The organism is Collinsella sp. CLA-AA-H302 (assembly GCF_040093305.1).
GTDB lineage: Bacteria > Actinomycetota > Coriobacteriia > Coriobacteriales > Coriobacteriaceae > Collinsella.
In genome coordinates this window covers 1-18,936 of record NZ_JBBNJW010000020.1, presented here as the reverse complement: position 1 = coordinate 18,936, position 18,936 = coordinate 1, and the positions used below count along the sequence as shown (strand labels likewise).

Below are 18,936 nucleotides of genomic sequence, written 5' to 3'. Positions count from 1 at the left end.
ATGTCAATTCTGGTCTAACAGAGCCAATATTTTTTCCCATACCACTCAGTTTTGGGGGTCTCGACGATTTCGGAGTAGCTGAGCAGGAACAGCTTATCGTCCGTCACGGTTACAGTAGAGTCTCCGATCTTCCCATCGACATTGTTCGTGAGCTTCTTGACGGTCTTGACCTTGGACTGGAACTCGGACGGCATCAGGTTCCAAATCTCGCCGGAGTTCATCTTCGAACGGAGCTCCGACTTCTCCCAGCCGCCAACATTGGTTTCGGTCGCATTCATGCGCGACCTGATATCCGTCGAGGTGGTGAGGAACGTCAGTCCCGCCTTGCCGCTACCATCGGCCAGGTCATCGTGGTTGATGCCGATGATGAGATACCTCATCGTCTTCCCGTTGGTGAGCTTTACCGACCAGGTGGTTTTTGCGACCATGGCCGCTTTCGCCTTGGCGTAAACCACAGAAGACGTGCCGTTCTTGGCGATGTCGGTTGCCGCCGCCTTCTGCTCGTCTAACGTCCAGTCTTTGGCCTCCTTCTGGGCTACGGTCTTCATCGCCTCGCGGTACGCCTTTTCCTCGGCACTCATGAAGTTGTCGCCGTCGGTGACGGAGTCGACTGTGTTCGTCACCTGGTTGAACTGGTTGCGGATGGCACCGGCCACGCCGGGCCCCGCGAACACGATCACCAGACCGATGACGGCGATGATCAGGACGTACTCGATGATTGATTGCCCCCGGAGGCGGGTATTCCTAGGAGATACCCCCCCCCGAAGGTTGTTTGCCGCTGCATGCATATACGGCACTCCCTTCGTATAAGGGTCTGATATTGCATACGGGAGCGTACGATGCGATATCTGAGACACGTTTTGTCTTGCCGCAGCGGCAAATCACGCCTACAGCATCCAGTCGAACCAGTCCTTGCCGAGCGTCTGGCGCATATTCCCGACCTACATCTCGGTATGGGCGCCGTTCCCGTCGATGACGGTGTCCAAGCTCCGACTCTGGGAATTACCGTCTTGATGTCACCCGCGGTCGAGGTACTGCTGACGAACTATGAACCAGAGTGATGGGGGGCTGTCTGCTCTTCAGAACGTCCTCCCCTTCCCCCTAGCACCGGCCTTTCAGAGGCTATCTGAGACCTGTTCTCGATATTGCCCCGAACCCCGTAGGAATATTCTCAGAAATGGCCGCATTTCAGTTCTGAACGGCTCTGCCGGCATCAATCTCCTTCACGCCCGCGCGTCATATGCATTTGTAAAAAAGCTGAGCGCCCGATTGTCTTGAACCGTGATTTTCGGGCGTTTCGCTAACGTACCAATCGCGCAAGTAGACGAAATAGGTAGACCCAGGCAAGATTCCTTCGCGTATGTAGACCAAACAGACGAAGTAGTTTGCGTATGCGGAATCAATAGATTGACGAAATGTGGAATCGCAATGGAGGGGGGATCCATTAAAACCACGATTCTACAAAACCGCAGGTAGATAGGCATGTCCTTATTAGCTAAAAAACAGTCGTTGATTCTTTTTTGATTACCTTGTTGATTCCTAATAAAAAAAGGTCAGGCACTAGGTGCCTGACCTGCAAACTTCTGGTCGGGACGACTGGATTCGAACCAGCGACCCCTTGACCCCCAGTCAAGTGCGCTACCAAGCTGCGCCACGTCCCGAAGCTTTTGTTTGTTGCTCTGCTTTCGCTCGCAACAGGGAGTATGTTAACCCGAAACTTTGTCCTTGTGCAAGAACTTTTTTACAAATTTTGAAGCAAGTCCAAAATTGTATCTGCGAGCTGGGGTTTTGTTAGTACGGGTAGTTCTTGCGTACCCGCTATGCTCACGATCCAAGCCTTGTTGGTGTCGGTTCCAAAGCCCGAATCGGCGCGTGAGACATCGTTGGCGATAATGGCATCGCAGCCTTTGCGGGTCAATTTGCGCTCGGCGTACTCGACGACGTTATCAGTCTCGGCTGCAAAGCCGATTACGAGGCGATCGCCCTTTTGGCGTGAAAGTTCGGCCAAGATGTCAACGGTCTCGACGAGCTCGATTCGATCCAGGCGCTCGTTGGCCTTTTTGAGCTTATGTTCCGCCGGGGCCGCCGGCGTGTAGTCGGCGACGGCGGCGGCGCAAACGGCCGCGTCGGCCGTCTGGAAGGCGCTCAGCGCTGCCTTGAGCATTTCTGAGGCGGTCTGTACGTGCACGCACTCCACACCGCGGGGAACGTCGAGCGATGTCGGTCCCAGCACGAGCGTGACGACGGCACCGCGACGTGCGGCCTCCCCCGCCAGGGCGATACCCATCTTGCCCGACGACCGATTGCCGATAAAGCGCACGGGATCGATCGGCTCATGCGTGGGGCCGGCAGTGATGACGATGCGCTTGCCCGCCAGGTCTTGTTGCACGGGATTGAGCACCTCGCAGACGGCCTCGACGATGTCCTCGGGCTCGCTCATGCGCCCCGTGTCCACGTCGCCGCAGGCAAGGTAGCCGCTGCCGGGTCCCACCACATGGACATCGTGCTCGCGCAACGTGGCCATGTTGGCCTGCGTCGCCGGCGCCTTCCACATGCCATTGTTCATGGCCGGCGCGATCACGACGGGCCGCGGCGTCGCAAGCAGCGTGGTGGAGATGAGGTCGTCGGCGATGCCGTTGGCCATCTTGGCGATGATATTGGCCGTCGCGGGCGCCACGACCACCAGATCGGGCTCCTGCGCAAGCGAGATATGGTGGATGGGGTCAGACGGGTCGTCGAATAGCCCAACCGCGACCGGCTCATTGGTGAGCGCGCGGAACGTGAGCGGGCCCACGAACTCCGTGGCATGCTCGCTCATAACGACTTTGACACGTGCGCCGCGCTTTTGCAGCAGGCGCACGATATTGCACGACTTATAGGCGGCGATCCCGCCGGTAATGCCCAGCAGGATCGTTTTTCCCTCAAGTTGCATTGAATTGTTGGATGCCGCCGTCATAGCTAGGCTTCCTTGCTCGGGAGCACCAGGAGGCGGTGGCAGTACGGACAGTGCGTAATCTCGCTACCGTCGTGGTTGAGGTCGCTCATGGACGATGCCTGCAGCGCGGTGTGGCAGACCGTGGGGATGTTGCCCTGGATGGTCTCGACGGCCAAGCCGCGGAACTGCTTGAGCAGACGCTCGTAGTCGGTGAGCACGTCGGCCGGCAGCGTGGCGGCAAGAGCGGTGCGCTCCTTAGTGGCGGCTTCGATCTGAGCCTGCAGGTCGGCAGCCTTGGCGCGGGCGGCCTTGGTATCGGCCTTCACGCCCTCCTCGAACTTGGCGATGATGGCCTGCGCGCGGGTCTCGCGGTCGAGCGCCTCTTTGTGGGCGACAACGACATCCTTGCGGGTGTGCTCAATCTTGTCCAGGCGCTTGGCCAGGGTGGCGAGCTCGTTTTCCAGGTCCTGTACCTCGCGGTAGTCGGAGCCGTCAACGTGGCGCTTCTTAGCGGCCTCGATGGCGTTATTGGTCTGGATCTCGGTGGTGTTGAGATCGTCGAGCTCAATATCCAGGTCCTTGCGTTGGGCGTAGAGCTTGGTCATTTCGGCCTTGAGCTTAACGTAGGTCTTGCGCTTGGAAGCGAGCTCCTTGAGCTCCGGCATATTGGCAAGTTCGCTCTTGTTGCGGGCGAGCTCCAAATCGATCTGTTGCAGCTTGAGTAGCGTAGCGCCGGCGCTCATAAGTTCTCTCCTTTTGTCACAGTCCACCATTGGCAAGGGTTCAGTATTTTAATCGCATGACGGGGGTCGGCCCCGGCGTCAACTGCAGAGTTCATCAATATATCAACGAACGGCTCCTCGGAGCGGTCGTGGCCGAGCAAGATCACCGGCAGCCCGCGCAAGGCAAGGTCTTGCGCCACGTGGTAGCCCGCCTCGCCCGTCACGACAACATCTGCGCCCGCGGCGATGGCGAGCTCTCCGAAGTCGCCCAGGGAGCCGCCCAAAATGGCGACGGTGCGGCACGGGCGATCAGCTTTGCCCCACACACGCGGGTCGCTGCCAAAGGCCGTGGCAGCACGGGTGGCAAGATCGCGCAGCGTGCACGGGTCGTTGAGCGTTGCAAGTGCGCCCAGGCCGGTGGCCTCGGGGTCGTCCACGTGCTCCAGTGAGCTCACGGGTGCGGCACCCAGCAGCTTGCTCAGGCAGACACGGGCTTCGTGCGAGCGGTCCAGGTTGGTGTGGAGCGAGATAATGCTCACCCCGCAGCGGGCAGCCTCGTAGAGGGCCGCACTGCACTGGGGTCGTGTGGCATCCGCCGGACAAAAGGCCTCGGGTGCCTTGATGTATATGGGATGATGCGTCAGCAGCACGTTGGCGCTTGCTTCTTGGGCGCGGCGAACATTAGCCTCAGTCGCATCGAGTGCGCAGGCAACGCCGGTGATCTCCGCGGCCGGATCGCCAACGGAGAGTCCTACGTGGTCCCAGGGCTCGGTGTCCGTCTTGGGATAGCGTGCCAGTAGCGCGCGCTCGAGCTCGGCGACGATCATGCGGCACCTGCGATCGAGAGCAGCGCACTTGCAAACTCGTCCAGATCGTCCGGATTCACGCGGTCGTCAAAGGAAATGCGCAGTGCACCTAGTGCCTGCTCGCGACCAATGCCCATGGCGCTGAGCACATGGCTCGGGTCCATGCTGCCGCTCGAGCACGCCGAGCCGGCCGAAACCTCAAAGCCGGCGGCATCGAGCTTGACGATGAGCTCCTCGGAGTCCATGCCGTCAATGTAGATCGATACCATGCCGGGCAGACGGTCGGCATGCGCATAGTCGCCCATCGTGGCGTGAATGCGCGGATGGGCCGTAAGCGTGGCGTAGAGCTTGTCGGAAAGGGCTTGCAGCTTCTCGCGTTCCTCGGCCACATGGGGCGTCAGCGTGCGGGCGGCAGCGGCAAAGGCGAGCTGCGTGCGCAGGTCCTGCGTGCCGGCACGTCGTCCGGCTTCCTGTCCACCGCCAAAGATTCGGGGGCGCAGCGGCGTGCGGTTCTTAAGGTAGAGCGCGCCGGATGCCACAGGGCCGCCGATCTTATGCGCGGCAACGGACATGGCATCGACGCCCAGCTCGGTGACATCGAGCGGAATATGCAGATAGCCCTGGATGGCATCGGTGTGGAAAAGGGCGCCCACGGTATGCGCGGCCGCGGCAAGCTCGCGGATGGGCTGCACCACGCCGGTCTCGTTGTTGGCAACCATGATGCTCACGAGCGCCACGTCGTCGCCTAGTAGCTCGACAAGCGCGGCAGGCTCAATGTAGCCCGCGCGGCAAGGCGTCGCCAGGTCGACGGTAAAACCGGCGGCACGCAGCAGCGGCAGGTTGTCCAGAATCGAATCGTGCTCGATGGCAGATACGATCACGCGGTTACGCTTGCGATCGCGCTGACGGGCGCCCTCGGCAAGACCGAGCAGCGCCAGCTGGTTTGCCTCGGTGCCGCCGTTGGTCAGGATTATCTCTGATGGGCGGACGCGCGCGCCAAAGCTGCGGGCAATCTCTCGACGCGCCACTTCCAGGCGTGCAGCGGCCTTGCGGCCGAGCGAATGCAGCGAGTTGGGGTTGACGCCGGCAAGCTCGCTGTCGTCGTACTCGCGCTGCGCAAGGAGCGCCTCGGCGCGCATGGGCGTCGAGGCGGCATAGTCAAGATTAACGGGTATGCGGTTTTGACCTGCGGTCATAAGGGTTTATGCCTCCTGTGCGGCCTCGTTGCCCAGCTTCTGCAGCAGCGCAACCTCGGCAGCGGGATCTTCGGACTTAAATACGGCGGAGCCGGCCACCAGGACATCGGCACCGGCCTTGACGACCTCGGCGATGTTTTTGGAAGAGATGCCGCCGTCGACCTCGATCATGGGCGACACGCCGTGGCGCTCGCACATGGCTTTGAGCTCGAGGAGCTTGGCGATGGTGCCCGGGATAAAGCTCTGGCCGCCAAAGCCCGGGTTCACGCTCATGAGCAGCACCATATCGACGACGTCGATGATGCTCTCGAGCACGCACACGGGGGTGGCGGGGTTGAGCACCACGCCGGCCTTGACGCCGCGCTGCTGCAGATGCGTGAGCGTGCGGTGCAGGTGCGTGGAAGCCTCGTAGTGCACGGTGATCATGTCGGCACCGGCGTCGGCGTACCAATCGACCGTCTCGTCGGGGTTCGTCACCATGAGGTGCGCGTCGACCGGTACATCGGTGGAGCGCTTGACGGCCTTGAGGATGTCAACGCCAAAGGTGAGGTTGCCGGTAAAGTGACCGTCCATAACGTCGAAGTGCACGTAGTCGGCACCGGCGATCTTGTCGAGTTCGCCCTTGAGGTTGGCCATGTTGGCCGAAAGGACAGACGGAGCGATTTTGATGGAACCCATGGTAGAAGCCTTTCTGCGCTAGTCGGTGAGTCCGTAGAACTCTTGAGAAGGGACGCGATCTGTGAGAATCTCGAGCGCCCTATCCAAAGTAACACCGTTGTAGAGCGTTTGCTCCACGGCAAAGGTGAGCGGAATGTCTACGCCCAGTGAACGGGCAAGCTCACTGACGCTGCGGGCCGCGACGGCGCCCTCGACCACCATATGCGTACGTGCCTGGTACTCGTCGAGCGAGATGCCGTGGGCAAACTCGTAGCCAAAGGTGCGGTTGCGCGAATGCTCGGAGGTGCAGGTGGCAATGAGGTCACCCATGCCGGCAAGACCCATGCAGGTCATGGCTTGACCGCCGCGGGCGTGCACCAGACGGCTGATCTCGGCCAGGCCGCGCGTCATGATAAGGGCAAGCGTGTTGTCGCCCGCACCAGAACCGGCGGAAATGCCGCACACGATGGCGATGACATTTTTCATGGCGCCGCAAACCTCGACGCCGGTCATGTCCTGCGACAGGTAGATGCGGAAGGCCGTGGATAGGAGCAGGTCCTTAAAGGTCTCCCCTACCTGTGGATCATTGCTGGCGATGACGGCGGCAGAAAGCCCGCCGCGGCAGATCTCCTCGGCATGGTTGGGGCCTGAGAGCGCCGCGACACGCGACTCGTTGCCGATCTCACTGGCGATTACCTCACTCATAAGCAGGCCGGATTCGGGCTCAATACCCTTGGTGAGGCAGAGTGCCGGGGTGTCGGCGGCGATGAAGGGTGCTGCCTGATGGCATACGCTGCGCAGGTGCGTGGAGGGCACGGCAAAGATGATGGCCTCGGCGCCGTCGAGCGCCTGCGACAGGTCCGTGGCGGCGACAACGTTGCCGGGCAGCTCGTAGTCCACCAGATACCGGGGGTTGCAGTGCTCGGCATTGATGCCGGTGGCCGTCTGCTCGCTATGGGCCCACATGGTCACGCGCTCGGCTCGCGCGGCGGCAAGGCCGGCGACGGCGGTTCCCCAGGAGCCGGAGCCAATCAGCGCAACATTCATGACTCTCTCCTACTTATCGTCGGGCTCAGTGACGCGCTTGGTAAACGAGAGCTTGGACTCCTTACCCGTCATGAGCTTTTGGATATTCGCGCGATGGGCCCACACCACGGTGATGCCGATCATCGCCATGCAGAACTTGAGGCCCAGGCTGCTGTACGGAAAGACCGCGCAAGCAGCGATGGGAAGACCGATGGCTGCGGCAAGCGAGCCTACCGACACATACTTGGTGATGGCGACGGCCACGATAAACATGCCCAGCAGCGACAGGCCAATAGGCCAGTACCAAGCGAGGATGACGCCCAGACCAACCGCGATACCCTTGCCGCCATGGAAGTTGAGGTAGGGCGAGAAGATGTGGCCCCACACGGCCGCCAGGCAGATGACACCGAGCATCCAGTCGCCGGGGGCACCGGGCGCCATGATACTCACGGGGAAGCCATAGCCCACGCTCGCGATGAACGGACGGGCGATGACAACGCAGATGGCGCCCTTAAGGCAGTCGAGCAGCAGCGTGAGCGCGGCCACCTTGGGGCCGGCCACACGCAGCGCGTTGGTGGTGCCGATGTTGCCGGAGCCCGCCTTGCGAATGTCCGTGTGGTTAAACACGCGGCCCAGGATCAGGCCAAACGGAATCGCCCCGATAAAGAACGAGACCACGGCGCAGATGGCGGTCAGCAGAATCGGATTATGCATCCTTTTGCTCCTTCTTCCTAAAGAAGAGTCGAATGGGCGTGCCGGCAAAGTCGAAGGTCGAGCGCATGCGGTTCTCCACGTAGCGCTGGTAGGTGTCGTTGACCAGGTCGCTGTGGTTGACGAAGAACGTGAACGTCGGCGGGTTGACGCCCGTCTGGGTCACGTAGTGCATGCGCAGGCGGCGCTTGCCGTCCACCACGGTATGACCGAACTCGCGCAGGTCGGTGAGGAACGTGTTGAGGCGCGAGGTGCTAATCTTCTGCGAGCGCGTCTTTTCGGCGGCGTCTACCATTGCCCAGATCTTCTCGACGCTGCGGCCGGTGAGAGCAGAGATGCGCAGGTACTGGGCCCAGGGAGCCATGACGCCCAGACGGCGGTCGATGGTCTCCATGCAGGCCTCGCGCTTGCGGTCGTCGTCGAGCAGATCCCACTTGTTGAGCAGCACCACGATGGCGCAGCCGCGCTCGATGGCAAGACCCATGACCTTCTGGTCCTGCTCGGTGACGCCCACGGAGGCATCGACGACGAGCAGCGCCACGTCGGCGCGGTCGATGGCGCGCAGGCCGCGGACCATGGAGTAGTACTCGATGTTCTCGTACACGGTGCTCTTCTTGCGAATGCCCGCGGTGTCGACCATGCGGTAGTGCTTGCCGTTGCGCTCGACGACCGTGTCGATGGCGTCGCGCGTGGTGCCGGCAATGTTGGACACGATGGAGCGGTCGGCGCCCAGGATGCGGTTGAACAGCGAGGACTTACCGGCGTTGGGGCGGCCGATGATGGCCACGTTCAGCGCATCGGGGAACTCATCGGCGACCTCGTCCTCTTCCTCCGGAAGCAGGGCCACGATATCATCGAGCAGGTCGCCCGTGCCATGACCATGCAGGGCCGAGAGCGGCGTGGGCTCGCCGATGCCGAGCGAATAGAACTCCCAGATGTTGTCGTTCTCGCGATCGGGGTTGTCGAGCTTGTTCACCAGCAGAAAGACCGGCTTGTCGCAGCGCTTGAGCATGCGGGCAACCGACTCGTCCTCCTCGGTGACACCGGTGCGGCCGTCGACCACAAACAGGATGACGGCGGCTTCCTCGGCGGCGGCGAGGGCCTGGTCGCGGATGGACGTTGCAAAGACATCGTCGCTCTTGAGCGGCTCGATACCGCCCGTGTCGACGATGGTGAACTCGCGGCCGTTCCAATCGGCCGTGTGATACGAGCGGTCGCGCGTGACGCCGCGGGACTCGTGGACGATGGCGTCCGAGGTCTGGGCCAGGCGGTTAACGAGCGTGGACTTGCCCACGTTGGGGCGTCCGACGACGGCGACGATAGGTTTCATCTGCTCTCCTTTAATGGGTAGGGTCAGTGGAAGTGTTAGAGTCGGCAGGCATAATGCCAAGGATGTGCTCCAGGGTATCGAGCAGCTCATGCGGCATGGTCGACACCACATGAACCTCGGCGCCGCGACTGGTAAGGCTTGCGAGTAAATCGTCACGATGATACTCGTCAAGCGTCATGCCGTCAGCGTTGAACATGAGCTTAGGCACAAAGAGCATAACCCCCGACAGGTCTTGGGGCAGCTGCTCCAGAATGTCACACGCGACGATGAGGCCGGTCACGTCCACGTTGCCGCCAAAGTAGCGGTTCTTGATGGCCGTGACAGTGCCGGCGAGTCCCTGGGGCGACTCCACAAAGCGGGCCACCGTGTCGCGTGCGCTGGCGCCCGAGAGGCACAGCAGGTGCTGGCTGCGGGCGGCGATGGCCTCGCGGACGCGGGCCAGTCGCTCAGCATCGGTAGTCAACACGTCGTCGGTCTCGTCCAGATACGAGCGGATCATGCCGATGCCGTCGTAGTACTGCGGGTAACCGTCGTAAAAGTCCGCCTCGGGAGGATCGATGCCGGCGTCCAGATAGAACTCGTCGCTCATCTGGAAGGTGTGGCGGCCAAAGCGCTTGAAGGCTCGATCCTGGTAGGGACGGATCATGGCAATGGTCTCGCGCGCTAGCTCGGGATTGTCGCTGTATGACCAGCTAAAGCGGTTTTGGTGCTTGGTAAAACCGAGCGGCACAATGCCCAGGCTTGTGATTTGCTCGTGCTCCTCGCAAAAGCGCAGGGTCTTTTCCAGCTCCTCGCCGTCGTTCATGCCGGGACACAACACGATCTGCGCGTGAATCTCGATGCCGGCGGCCATGATGGTCTCGAGTACGTCCATGCCGCGCTGGGCGTTACGGCCCATCATACGACGGCGGATGTCGGGGCTCACAGCGTGGACCGACACGTTCATGGGACTCATGTTGCGCTGGATGACGTTTTGCACGTCCTCGTCAGTGAGGTTCGTGAGCGTGACAAAGTTGCCCTGTAAAAAGCTCAGGCGATAGTCGTCGTCGCGAATGTAGAGCGTGGAGCGGCCGCCCTTGGGCAGCATCGTCATAAAGCAGAACACGCAGGCGTTGACGCAGGTACGCATGCCGTCGAAGATAGGGCCATCGAACTCAAGGCCCCAGTCCTCGCCGGGAAAACGATCGAGCTCAACGGGGGTGACGGTGCAGTCGCGCGGATCGTATACCTCCAGCTCGACGGTGTCGTCATCTGCCTCCCAGAGCCACACGATCATGTCGGTGAGCTGCTCACCGTTGACCGTGAGCACGCGCATGCCCGGCTCGATACCCACATCCCATGCGGGCGATTCGGGACGCACGTTCTTTACGAGCGCGCCCTCACCCGGCTCGGGGTCGCGGCTGCGCCCGTAATCGGCCACCTCGGCGGCGTATGCGGGTACGGTCTGGTCCATGGTTAGCGGCAAAGCTCCTTGATGCGCGCGACGGCGCGCTCGATGTGTTCTTGCGGGGTGGAGGCTCCGGCGGTGATGCCGATGTGGCGCGCGTCGGCAAACCACGCAGCCTGGAGCTCGGAAGCTTCCTCGATGTGATGCGTGTGCTCGCAGACGTCAGTGCAGATCTGCGCCAGGCGGCGGGTATTGCCCGAGTTCTTGCCGCCCACGACGACCATGCAGTCGCAGCGGTTGGCAAGTGTGGCTGCTGCCTGTTGACGCTCGCTCGTGGCGGCGCAGATGGTGTTGATCACACGCAGCTCCTGTACGCGCGGAGTGATAGCGGCCACGACCTCGGCGAGGTTCTGCGCGGTCTGGGTGGTCTGTACAACCACGCCCACTTTACCCTTGAGTGACAGAGCATCGGCGTCGGCGGCACAGCTCACGACCTGCGCATCATTGCCGGCGTGGCCCAGGATGCCCTCGACCTCGGGGTGGCCCGGCTCGCCCACGACGATCACGCGGTAGCCTTCGCGTACCAGGCGCTCGGCGGCCACATGAACCTTCTTCACGTAGGGGCAGGTGGCGTCGACGACGTTAAGGCCACGCTCGCGAGCGGCATCGATCACCTGCGGCACCACGCCGTGGGCGCGGATGATGACGGTGCCGGTTGTGGCATTATCCAAGTTCTCGGCCAGGCCAACGCCTGCCTCAGCAAGCTCGCGCACCACGATGGGGTTATGGATGAGCGGACCCAAGGTATGGACCTGATTGCATTCCCCTGCCTGCGGCGCAGCGGCCAGCGCCATATCGAGCGCACGCTGTACGCCGTAGCAGGTGCCGGCGTGGGCAGCGATTTCGATAGTGGGGGCGTCTGCCTTGCCGGGCACAGCCTCGGCGGTGTTCATGACTTCCTCGTCCATGGCTAGAACCTGCCCGGGTGCTCGGCGCACAGGTCATCACGCATGGCGTAGACGCGACTCATGGCTTCGGACTCAAACCAGGCTAGGCGCTCCTTGCGCTTGAGCTCGGCAGGCGCGTCGGAAAGCGAAATTGACTTGCCGGCGCGGATCCAGCACTTTTTGGGGCGCATGATCTTTTTGCCCGCAGGCGTAATATCGGACCAGCCGCAGATGGCGAGCGGGTTGACGGGTGCCTTACCCATCTGGGCGATGAGCGCAAAGCCGCCGTGGACTTCGGGCTTGATCTCGCGCGAGCGGATGCGCGTACCCTCGGGGAAGATCAGGACGTCCTCACCGCGCTGCAGCGCATGCTGGGCGGCACGCAGGCACTTCATGTCGGCGGTGCCGCGCTCGACGGGAATGCCGCCCACGCGGCTAAAGGCCCAGCGCACGATCTTGCTCTTCGCAAACTCGGACTTAAAAATGGGGCGAATGCGGCGGCCGCCAAAGAACAGCGCCGTCTCCACAGCTAGGAGCTCGGCCATCGATGTGTGGTTGCAGATGACCACGCTGCCGCGGCCTTCCTGGCGCTCAAACAGCAGGTCGCTGTCCTCGACCTTCCAACGCCACATGAGCTTGGAGAAGACCCACAGGATGCCCATGACCACGGCGACGGTGCCGCGGATGAGCGCCGGGAACTCGGCGTAGGGGGCGTTGTAGTAATCCTCGGGCGTCTGCTTAAACAGGCGCATGGGCTACCTCCTTTGGTTGATGAGGTCCTCGATGATCGAGACGACCTCGTCGATGGTGTGGGCGGTGGAGTCGACATGTACCGCGTCCTCGGCGGGAACGAGCGGCGCGACCTCGCGGCTGCTGTCGAGCTTATCGCGCTGCTTGAGGGCGTCGAGGGTCTCGTCGACCTCGGCCTCAAGCTGCTCTTCGGTGAGCGGCTGGGCGTCGTTTTGGTGGCGCTGCAGCACACGGCGACGGGCACGCTCGCGCGGGTCGGCGGTCAGAAAGACCTTGACCTGTGCGTTGGGGAACACGACGGTGCCGATGTCGCGACCCTCGGCCACGATATCGCGATCCTCGGCGGCGCGGCGCTGATGGATGAGCATGGCGGCGCGCACGCCCGGGTAGGCCGAGACCTTGGACACGTTGGCGTCGACCTGCGGGGTGCGAATGGCAGCCGAGGCATCCTGGCCATCAATGGTCAGGCGTGTGTCTTCGCCAGTGCCGTTGGTAAAGCGGATTTCGATCTGCTCGGCGAGGGCATCGATGGCGGCCTCGTCGTCCAGATCGATGCCGCGGTCGAGCGCGGCGAAGGTGACGGCGCGATACATGGCGCCCGTGTCGAGCTTGTTAAAGCCCAGCTGGCGGGCGATCTCCTTGGCGATGGTGGACTTGCCGGAACCGGCGGGGCCGTCGATGGCGACGATCATGCAATGCTTCCTTTCGATGGTTGACGTGCTGGTATGGTTCGTGGGCGCTGGGGCACGGCGGGTTGCCTAGCCCGTGTAGCGCTCGCGGTAGGTGTTGCGCTTGGGTGCGGAGCCGTGGCTGCCGTGGTGACGCGTGCGGCTGGCGGGCGTATCTTGGGGCTTGCCGCCGTTGCGCTTGGCGCTCGCCTGCTTGGGCGGGATGCCGCCGGACTTGAGGATCTGCACCTCGCGGTCGGTGAGCTCGCGCCACGAGCCCTTGGCCACGTCCTTGAGCTCCAGGCCGGCAAAGTTGCAGCGGTGCAGACGAATCACCGGGTGGTGGATCTTGCTTAGCATGCGCTTGACCTGATTTTTGCGGCCCTCGCGGATAATGACCTCCACGGCTGTGGTGCCGGGCTTCACACCTTGCGGTGCCACAGCCTCGGCTTCGCGCGCGTTGATGACGCGGCAGATTGCCGGCTGGCACAGGCCGTCGTCGAGCTCGATGCCACGGCGGAGCGGCGTGAGATCGCGGTCGGTCAGCGTCCCGTCAACGAGCGCCTGGTAGGTCTTGTAGACGTGCTTGCTGGGGTGCAGCAGGTCCTGCGACAGGTCGCCGTCGGTGGTAAAGAGCAAAAGGCCCGTGGTGTCGCGGTCCAGGCGACCCACCGGGAAGAGCCCCGGAAATCGGTCGCGCGGGACCAGGTCGGCCACGCAAGGGCGCTCCTGCGGGTCGCTCATGGTGGTGAGGTAGCCGGTCGGCTTGTAGAGCATCAGGTACACGGCGCCCTGGTTGAGCTTGACGGACATGCCATCGACCTCGATATGGTCGCGGTCGACGTCGACCTTGGTGCCCAGCTCGGTCGCGACCTCGCCGTTAACAGTCACGCGGCCGGCGGTCATCAGGTCCTCCGAGCCGCGGCGGCTCGCCACGCCCGCACGCGCCAAAAAGCGCTGCAGGCGCATGGTGTGCGGATAGACGGGCTGGGCATCGGACTCGTGCGTATCCGCGTTGGGCACCGCAGCGCCGGCGCGCGTCTCCCCTACTTCGTTAGTCCTCGTCATGTAAATCCTCCGAGGTCTCGTCGACGACCAGGGATTCCAAGTCCTCGACTGCCTCAACATCTTCAACATCGGTATCGAGCAGTTCGCGCTCTTCGTCCAGGTCCTCGGCCTGCTCCTCGAGCGTGGACTGAATGCTGCGGCCGCTCAGGCGCTCGCGGATAAACTGGCGCGATTGCTCGTCGGGGGCAAACTGCTCCAGATCGGGCAGGTCGCGGGTGGAGCGCAGACCAAACTTTTCCAAGAAGGCATTGGTCGTGCCGTAGATGATCGCCTGACCGCGCTGGGGGTCGCGGCCGAGCTCGCGCACCAGACCCTTGTCCACGAGCGACGCGATGACGCCGTCGGAATTGACGCCGCGGATGCCTTTGACCACCTCGCGCGTCACGGGCTGGTGGTAGGCGATGACGGCCAGGGTTTCAAGCGCCGCCTGCGACAGCTTTTGCGTGTCCCAGCTCAACACATAGGCCTCGACCACATCGTGGTAGGCGGGGTGCGTAAACAGGCGCCAGCCGCCGGCGACCTCGCGCAGCTGAAAGCCGCGGTTGGCCTCCTCGTACTCAACCTTGAGCTCGGCGAGCAGCGATGCACACTCGCCAGGGGCGATATCTAGCGCACCTGCCAGCGCAGGCGCGCTCACGGGGTCGCTCGACACCAGCAGAAGCGCCTCGAGGGCGCCTTTGAGGCTGTTTGCCTCTAGCGTGGAAAGGGTTGACATGGTTGCCGCTCCTATTCGGTGAGTTCGGGGCCCTCGCCGGGCACGTATGCCTCGGCGCCCTCGACTCGGTTGATGCAGATGGTTCCAAAGATCTCGTCCTGGCTCAGCGTGAGCGAGCCGCGCTTGGCGAGCTCCAGCATGGCCAGGAAGGTGACGACGAGCTGCTCGGTCGTGGCGTCGCCGTCCAGCAGCTCGCGGAAGGTGCAGGTTTGGTGCGCCATGGTAAAGCGGTCGACTGAGGCCACGGTCAGGTCGAGCGGCACGCGATGCGGCGCCACGTGCTCGGCCTCCAGCAAGAAGGTCTGGCGCTTGCCGTCCAGGTCGGCACAGATAACGGCCAGGCCGCGCAGGGTGATGCCAGCCAGATAGTCGGGCATGAGCCCTAGGAACTCGGGGTCGGGGCCGGCCACACGCGGATGCATACGGCTTTCGGCCTGCATGCGGGCACCGAGGGCCGCAGCCGCGCCTTTAAACTGCTTGTAGGCGATCAGGCGCTGGATCAGGACCTCGCGCAGGGCGTCCCCGTCGAGCGCGCTAAGTTCTTCGAGGTCATCGTCGATCTCGTCATCGTCATCGGCTTTGCGCGGGGCCTCTTGCGGCACCAACGAGGCGGCCTTGATGTCCAAAAGGGTTGCTGCGACCAGCAAAAAATCGCTCGCCACGTCCAGGTCCAGCGCTTCGATGCGCTCGGCTTCGGCAAGGTACTGCTCGGCCACCTCGCTGATGGAGATAGCGCCGATATCTACTTTTTGGCGGGTTACCAGCTGCAGCAGCAGGTCGAACGGTCCGCTGTAGACCTGCGTCGACACGCGATACGACATCTTCGACCTCCTTTGACGGCGCCTTCGCGGCGCGGTTTGGGTGCATGTTACGACCGTTTTGCACGGTCGACCTGTAAGTTTACCCTAGATGCCGGCGATTGCGAAGTTGAGCAGCCACTCGGCCAGCGGATACACGGTAACGTCGAAATAGCGGCCGATTACATCAATGCCAGTCCACATGGGCAGCAGATACAGCACGATGATGAGGATGGGCATGGCGTATTGCTGCAGGAGGTAGTAGTTGTTGAGCGCCTTGCCTTTGAGGAACGGCACGATGATCGACGAGCCGTCGAGCGGCGGGATCGGGATAAGATTAAAGAACGCGAGCGACAGGTTGACCACGATAAACGTGGCGACGAAGTTCATGATCTGCGACGCCAGGGCAAAGGACATGCTGGTGTAGAGGCTGCCGTACGTTGCGTGCATGAGGGCGGCCGCGAGGCACGCGAGTGCGATGTTCGACGCGGGGCCGGCCGCGCTCACCAGGACCTCGTCGCGCTTGGGGTGCTTGAGGTTGTTGAGGTAGACGGGCACGGGTTTGGCGAAGGCGAACACCGGGCCGCCGGCCGCGAGCATGAGCAGCGGCAGGATGATGGTGCCAAACGGGTCGATATGGTTGAGCGGGTTGAGCGACACGCGGCCGCGCGAACGGGCCGTCTTGTCGCCGAGCGCCCAGGCCGCGGCGGCGTGTGCGCTCTCGTGGATCACGATGCCCACGATGACGGCGACGGCGCTGGCGAGCAGGTTCATGATGTAGCTGCTGGACATGGCGCTCCTCTAGCGGACGCGACGCGAGGCGCGCGTGAGCAGGTAGTCGATCACAAACAGGATCACGGCGACGATGGCGTAATCCAAGCGGAACACACCGCCAAAGGGCGACGTGATGACGCCGTAGCCGGCGATGGCGCTCGGCAGGGCGCGCGAAAGCTCGACGACAAAGCCTACGATCTGCAGCTTGGCGGTGAGGCCGCTAAAACACAGCAGCACGGTCATCGCGCTCATAAAGATGCCGCAGATGCGACAGGCGATGGCGATGATGCTCATCGCCACGGCAGCGGCCTTACGAGAGTTCACGCGCGGTCTCCTCTTCGATCTGGGTGGAAAGCTCCAGCCATTCGTCCTCGAGCTTGGGCAGCTCTTGCTTAAGGCCGTTATATTCCCCCAGCGCGGCGTTGAACTTGTCTTGATCGGCATAAAGCTCTTCGCTCGCCATCAATTCCATAAGCTCGTCATAGCGGGCGCGCTTTTTGTCGAGCTCAGCCTCGATCTTTTTGAGCTGGTTGCGCACACCCTTGAGCTTTTTGTTGAGCGCGGCACGGGCCTGGGCCTCGGCGCGCTTTTGTTCCTTGGTTTTTTTGCCCTCGGTCGGTTTAGGAGCTGCGGCGGGGGTGTCGGCTTGGGCGGCGCTGACTTTGGTGGACTTGGCCGTGGCCGGCGCACTCTCCGTGGACGCCTCGGCGGCGGCGCGGGCTGCCAGGTCCTCGCGCTTGTAGAGGTAGTAGTCGTAGTCGCCGTCGTAGACCGTGACTTGGCCGTCGCGGATGTCGATGACGCGGTTGGCCACGGCGCGCACCAGGTGTTCGTCGTGGCTGATCAGCACGATGGTGCCGGGGAAGTTTTGCAGGGCGTTCTCGAGCATGTCCACCGAGTCGATGTCTAGGTGGTTGGTGGGCTCGTCCAGGCACAGGAGCGCCTCGGGGGCCACGAGCATCTTGGCCAGGGCCAGACGCGCTTTTTCGCCGCCGGAGAGGACGCGAACCTGCTTCTCGATGGAATCGTTGTCGCTAAACAGGAAGGCGCCCAGTAGGCTGCGCTGCTGTGGCACGGTCCACTTGGGCGTGACGGTGTCGATCTCTTGCAGGACGGTGTTGGACTCGGTCATGCCCTCGAGCGCGTGCTGGGCGTAATAGGCCACGCCCACGTTGGTGCCCAGGTCGCGGGTGCCGGTGGTGGGCGGCTCCAGTCCGGCGATGATCTTCATGAGCGTGGACTTGCCGGCGCCGTTGGGGCCGACGAGCGCCACGTGCTCGCCGCGGTAGAGCTTGAGGTCGATGTCGCTGTAGATGTGCTTGTTGCCGTAGGACTTGGAGACGCCCTCCAGGCCCACGACCATGTCGCCGGAGCGCGGCGGGTCGGGGAACTTAAAGTCGATGTGCTTGTGGCCCTCGGGCAGGATGACGAGCTCCTTTTTGATCTGCTCGATCTTGCGGATGCGCTCCTGGGCCTGGGCTGCCTTGGTGGGCTTGTAGCGGAACTTGTCGACGAAGACCTGCATGTGGGCGATGTCGCGCTCCTGGGCGGCGCGCTTGGCGCGCATCTGCTCAAGGTTGTCCTCGCGCTGCTTGAGGTAGCTGCTGTAGTTGCCGGTGTAGGTGGTCACGCGGCGGTTCTCGAGGGCGGCGACGTGGTCGACGCAGGCGTCCATGAAGGCGCGGTCGTGGCTGACGATGAGGACGGCGCCGTCGTAGTTGGCGATAAAGCCGCGCAGCCACTGGACGCTTTCGAGGTCCAGGTGGTTGGTGGGCTCGTCCAGCAGCAGCAGGTCGGGGTGGCGCAGGAAGAGCTTGGCGAGCGCGATGCGCATCTGCCAGCCGCCCGAGAACTCGGAGCATGGGCGCTCAAAGTCGGTGACCTTAAAGCCCAGGCCGGAAAGGATTTTGCGGGCGTTGCTCTCGAGCTCGTAGCCGCCCAGGTGCTCAAAGCGGTCCTGGACCTGGCCGTACTCGTTAAGGAGTGCGTCGACGTCCTTGCCCTGCTCGGAGAGCTCGGTGATCTGGGCCTGCAGCTCGTTAGCGCGCTCGCCCATGCGGCGGATTTCCTTGGCGGCGGCCATGACCTCGGCAAGGATGGTGTTGTCCTTGTGCTCCAGATTAGTTTCCTGCTCTAGGTAGCCCACCTGGCAGTCCTTTGCGTACTGGACCTGGCCGGAGTCGGGACTGTCGATGCCCATGATGATTTTGAGCATGGTGGTTTTGCCGGCGCCGTTGGGGCCCACGAGCGCGAAGCGCTCGCCGGGGTTGATCTGGAAGGACGCGCCGCTAAAGAGGACGCGTGCGCCGAAGCTTTTTTCGATCTTGTCGACCAGGAGGATCATGGTGCCGCCTTTGACCTTGTGTTCCTATATGAAAAAAGGCCCCAACTTGCGTTGGAGCCTCATTCAATGCTCGGGTGGAGACGAGGGGGATCGAACCCCTGAC

At 62.8% G+C, this 18,936-nt stretch carries 19 protein-coding genes and 1 tRNA gene; all 20 read right to left on the bottom strand.

Going from position 1 to position 18,936, the window contains the following annotated elements; all coding sequences use genetic code 11:
- Positions 1–14: 14 nt before the first annotated feature.
- The 20 genes from AAAV21_RS10035 to AAAV21_RS09940 all read right to left on the bottom strand — a co-directional run bounded on the left by AAAV21_RS10035 (position 15) and on the right by AAAV21_RS09940 (position 18,833).
- Positions 15–788 carry a DUF6273 domain-containing protein gene (locus tag AAAV21_RS10035; RefSeq protein WP_349109387.1) on the bottom strand — a complete coding sequence of 258 codons (774 nt, stop codon included), beginning with the start codon at positions 786–788 and terminating at the stop codon, positions 15–17.
- A 796-nt stretch (positions 789–1,584) separates the two neighbouring features.
- A tRNA-Pro gene (locus tag AAAV21_RS10030) sits at positions 1,585–1,661 on the bottom strand.
- Between the two features lie 80 nt (positions 1,662–1,741).
- Complete coding sequence (coaBC, locus tag AAAV21_RS10025) at positions 1,742–2,956, bottom strand: bifunctional phosphopantothenoylcysteine decarboxylase/phosphopantothenate--cysteine ligase CoaBC (protein WP_349109384.1); 1,215 nt, start codon at positions 2,954–2,956, stop codon at positions 1,742–1,744.
- Between the two features lie 2 nt (positions 2,957–2,958).
- Positions 2,959–3,678, bottom strand: a complete 720-nt coding sequence (locus AAAV21_RS10020) for a hypothetical protein (protein WP_117758051.1) — start codon at positions 3,676–3,678, stop codon at positions 2,959–2,961.
- Positions 3,675–4,484 carry a Nif3-like dinuclear metal center hexameric protein gene (locus AAAV21_RS10015; RefSeq protein ID WP_117583171.1) on the bottom strand — a complete coding sequence of 270 codons (810 nt, stop codon included), beginning with the start codon at positions 4,482–4,484 and terminating at the stop codon, positions 3,675–3,677. Before AAAV21_RS10015 ends, AAAV21_RS10020 begins: the two co-directional genes overlap by 4 nt.
- Positions 4,481–5,659, bottom strand: coding sequence for a cysteine desulfurase family protein (locus AAAV21_RS10010; RefSeq protein WP_349109382.1), 1,179 nt, complete (start codon positions 5,657–5,659; stop codon positions 4,481–4,483). Before AAAV21_RS10010 ends, AAAV21_RS10015 begins: the two co-directional genes overlap by 4 nt.
- Positions 5,660–5,665: 6 nt before the next feature.
- A complete protein-coding gene (gene rpe, locus AAAV21_RS10005; RefSeq protein ID WP_349109379.1) occupies positions 5,666–6,337 on the bottom strand; it encodes a ribulose-phosphate 3-epimerase in 672 nt (223 codons plus the stop codon).
- A gap of 18 nt (positions 6,338–6,355) precedes the next feature.
- A complete protein-coding gene (locus AAAV21_RS10000) occupies positions 6,356–7,363 on the bottom strand; it encodes an NAD(P)H-dependent glycerol-3-phosphate dehydrogenase (protein WP_349109376.1) in 1,008 nt (335 codons plus the stop codon).
- A gap of 9 nt (positions 7,364–7,372) precedes the next feature.
- Positions 7,373–8,056, bottom strand: a complete 684-nt coding sequence (gene plsY / locus AAAV21_RS09995) for a glycerol-3-phosphate 1-O-acyltransferase PlsY (RefSeq protein ID WP_349109373.1) — start codon at positions 8,054–8,056, stop codon at positions 7,373–7,375.
- On the bottom strand, positions 8,049–9,383 hold the full coding sequence (gene der / locus AAAV21_RS09990) for a ribosome biogenesis GTPase Der (RefSeq protein ID WP_195544578.1): 1,335 nt from the start codon (positions 9,381–9,383) through the stop codon (positions 8,049–8,051). Before der ends, plsY begins: the two co-directional genes overlap by 8 nt.
- 10 nt (positions 9,384–9,393) lie before the next feature.
- Positions 9,394–10,836 (bottom strand): DUF512 domain-containing protein, encoded by a 1,443-nt coding sequence (locus AAAV21_RS09985; RefSeq protein ID WP_349109369.1) that lies wholly within the window; start codon positions 10,834–10,836, stop codon positions 9,394–9,396.
- Positions 10,837–10,838: 2 nt separating this feature from the next.
- Positions 10,839–11,738 carry a 4-hydroxy-3-methylbut-2-enyl diphosphate reductase gene (locus AAAV21_RS09980; RefSeq protein WP_349109365.1) on the bottom strand — a complete coding sequence of 300 codons (900 nt, stop codon included), beginning with the start codon at positions 11,736–11,738 and terminating at the stop codon, positions 10,839–10,841.
- 2 nt (positions 11,739–11,740) lie between these two features.
- Positions 11,741–12,469, bottom strand: a complete 729-nt coding sequence (locus tag AAAV21_RS09975; protein ID WP_349109363.1) for a lysophospholipid acyltransferase family protein — start codon at positions 12,467–12,469, stop codon at positions 11,741–11,743.
- 3 nt (positions 12,470–12,472) lie between these two features.
- Positions 12,473–13,159 (bottom strand): (d)CMP kinase, encoded by a 687-nt coding sequence (gene cmk / locus AAAV21_RS09970; protein ID WP_342996813.1) that lies wholly within the window; start codon positions 13,157–13,159, stop codon positions 12,473–12,475.
- A gap of 66 nt (positions 13,160–13,225) precedes the next feature.
- Positions 13,226–14,203 (bottom strand): pseudouridine synthase, encoded by a 978-nt coding sequence (locus AAAV21_RS09965; protein WP_349109360.1) that lies wholly within the window; start codon positions 14,201–14,203, stop codon positions 13,226–13,228.
- On the bottom strand, positions 14,190–14,918 hold the full coding sequence (gene scpB / locus AAAV21_RS09960; RefSeq protein ID WP_349109357.1) for an SMC-Scp complex subunit ScpB: 729 nt from the start codon (positions 14,916–14,918) through the stop codon (positions 14,190–14,192). Before scpB ends, AAAV21_RS09965 begins: the two co-directional genes overlap by 14 nt.
- Positions 14,919–14,929: 11 nt before the next feature.
- Entirely contained in the window at positions 14,930–15,739 is an 810-nt protein-coding gene (locus AAAV21_RS09955) for a segregation/condensation protein A (RefSeq protein ID WP_349109354.1), read from the bottom strand.
- Between the two features lie 84 nt (positions 15,740–15,823).
- Complete coding sequence (locus AAAV21_RS09950) at positions 15,824–16,507, bottom strand: site-2 protease family protein (RefSeq protein WP_349109351.1); 684 nt, start codon at positions 16,505–16,507, stop codon at positions 15,824–15,826.
- 9 nt (positions 16,508–16,516) lie between these two features.
- Entirely contained in the window at positions 16,517–16,813 is a 297-nt protein-coding gene (locus tag AAAV21_RS09945; protein ID WP_168170409.1) for a hypothetical protein, read from the bottom strand.
- On the bottom strand, positions 16,800–18,833 hold the full coding sequence (locus tag AAAV21_RS09940; RefSeq protein ID WP_349109349.1) for an ABC-F family ATP-binding cassette domain-containing protein: 2,034 nt from the start codon (positions 18,831–18,833) through the stop codon (positions 16,800–16,802). The genes AAAV21_RS09945 and AAAV21_RS09940 overlap by 14 nt, the downstream gene beginning before the upstream one ends.
- Between the last annotated feature and the right edge of the window lie 103 nt (positions 18,834–18,936).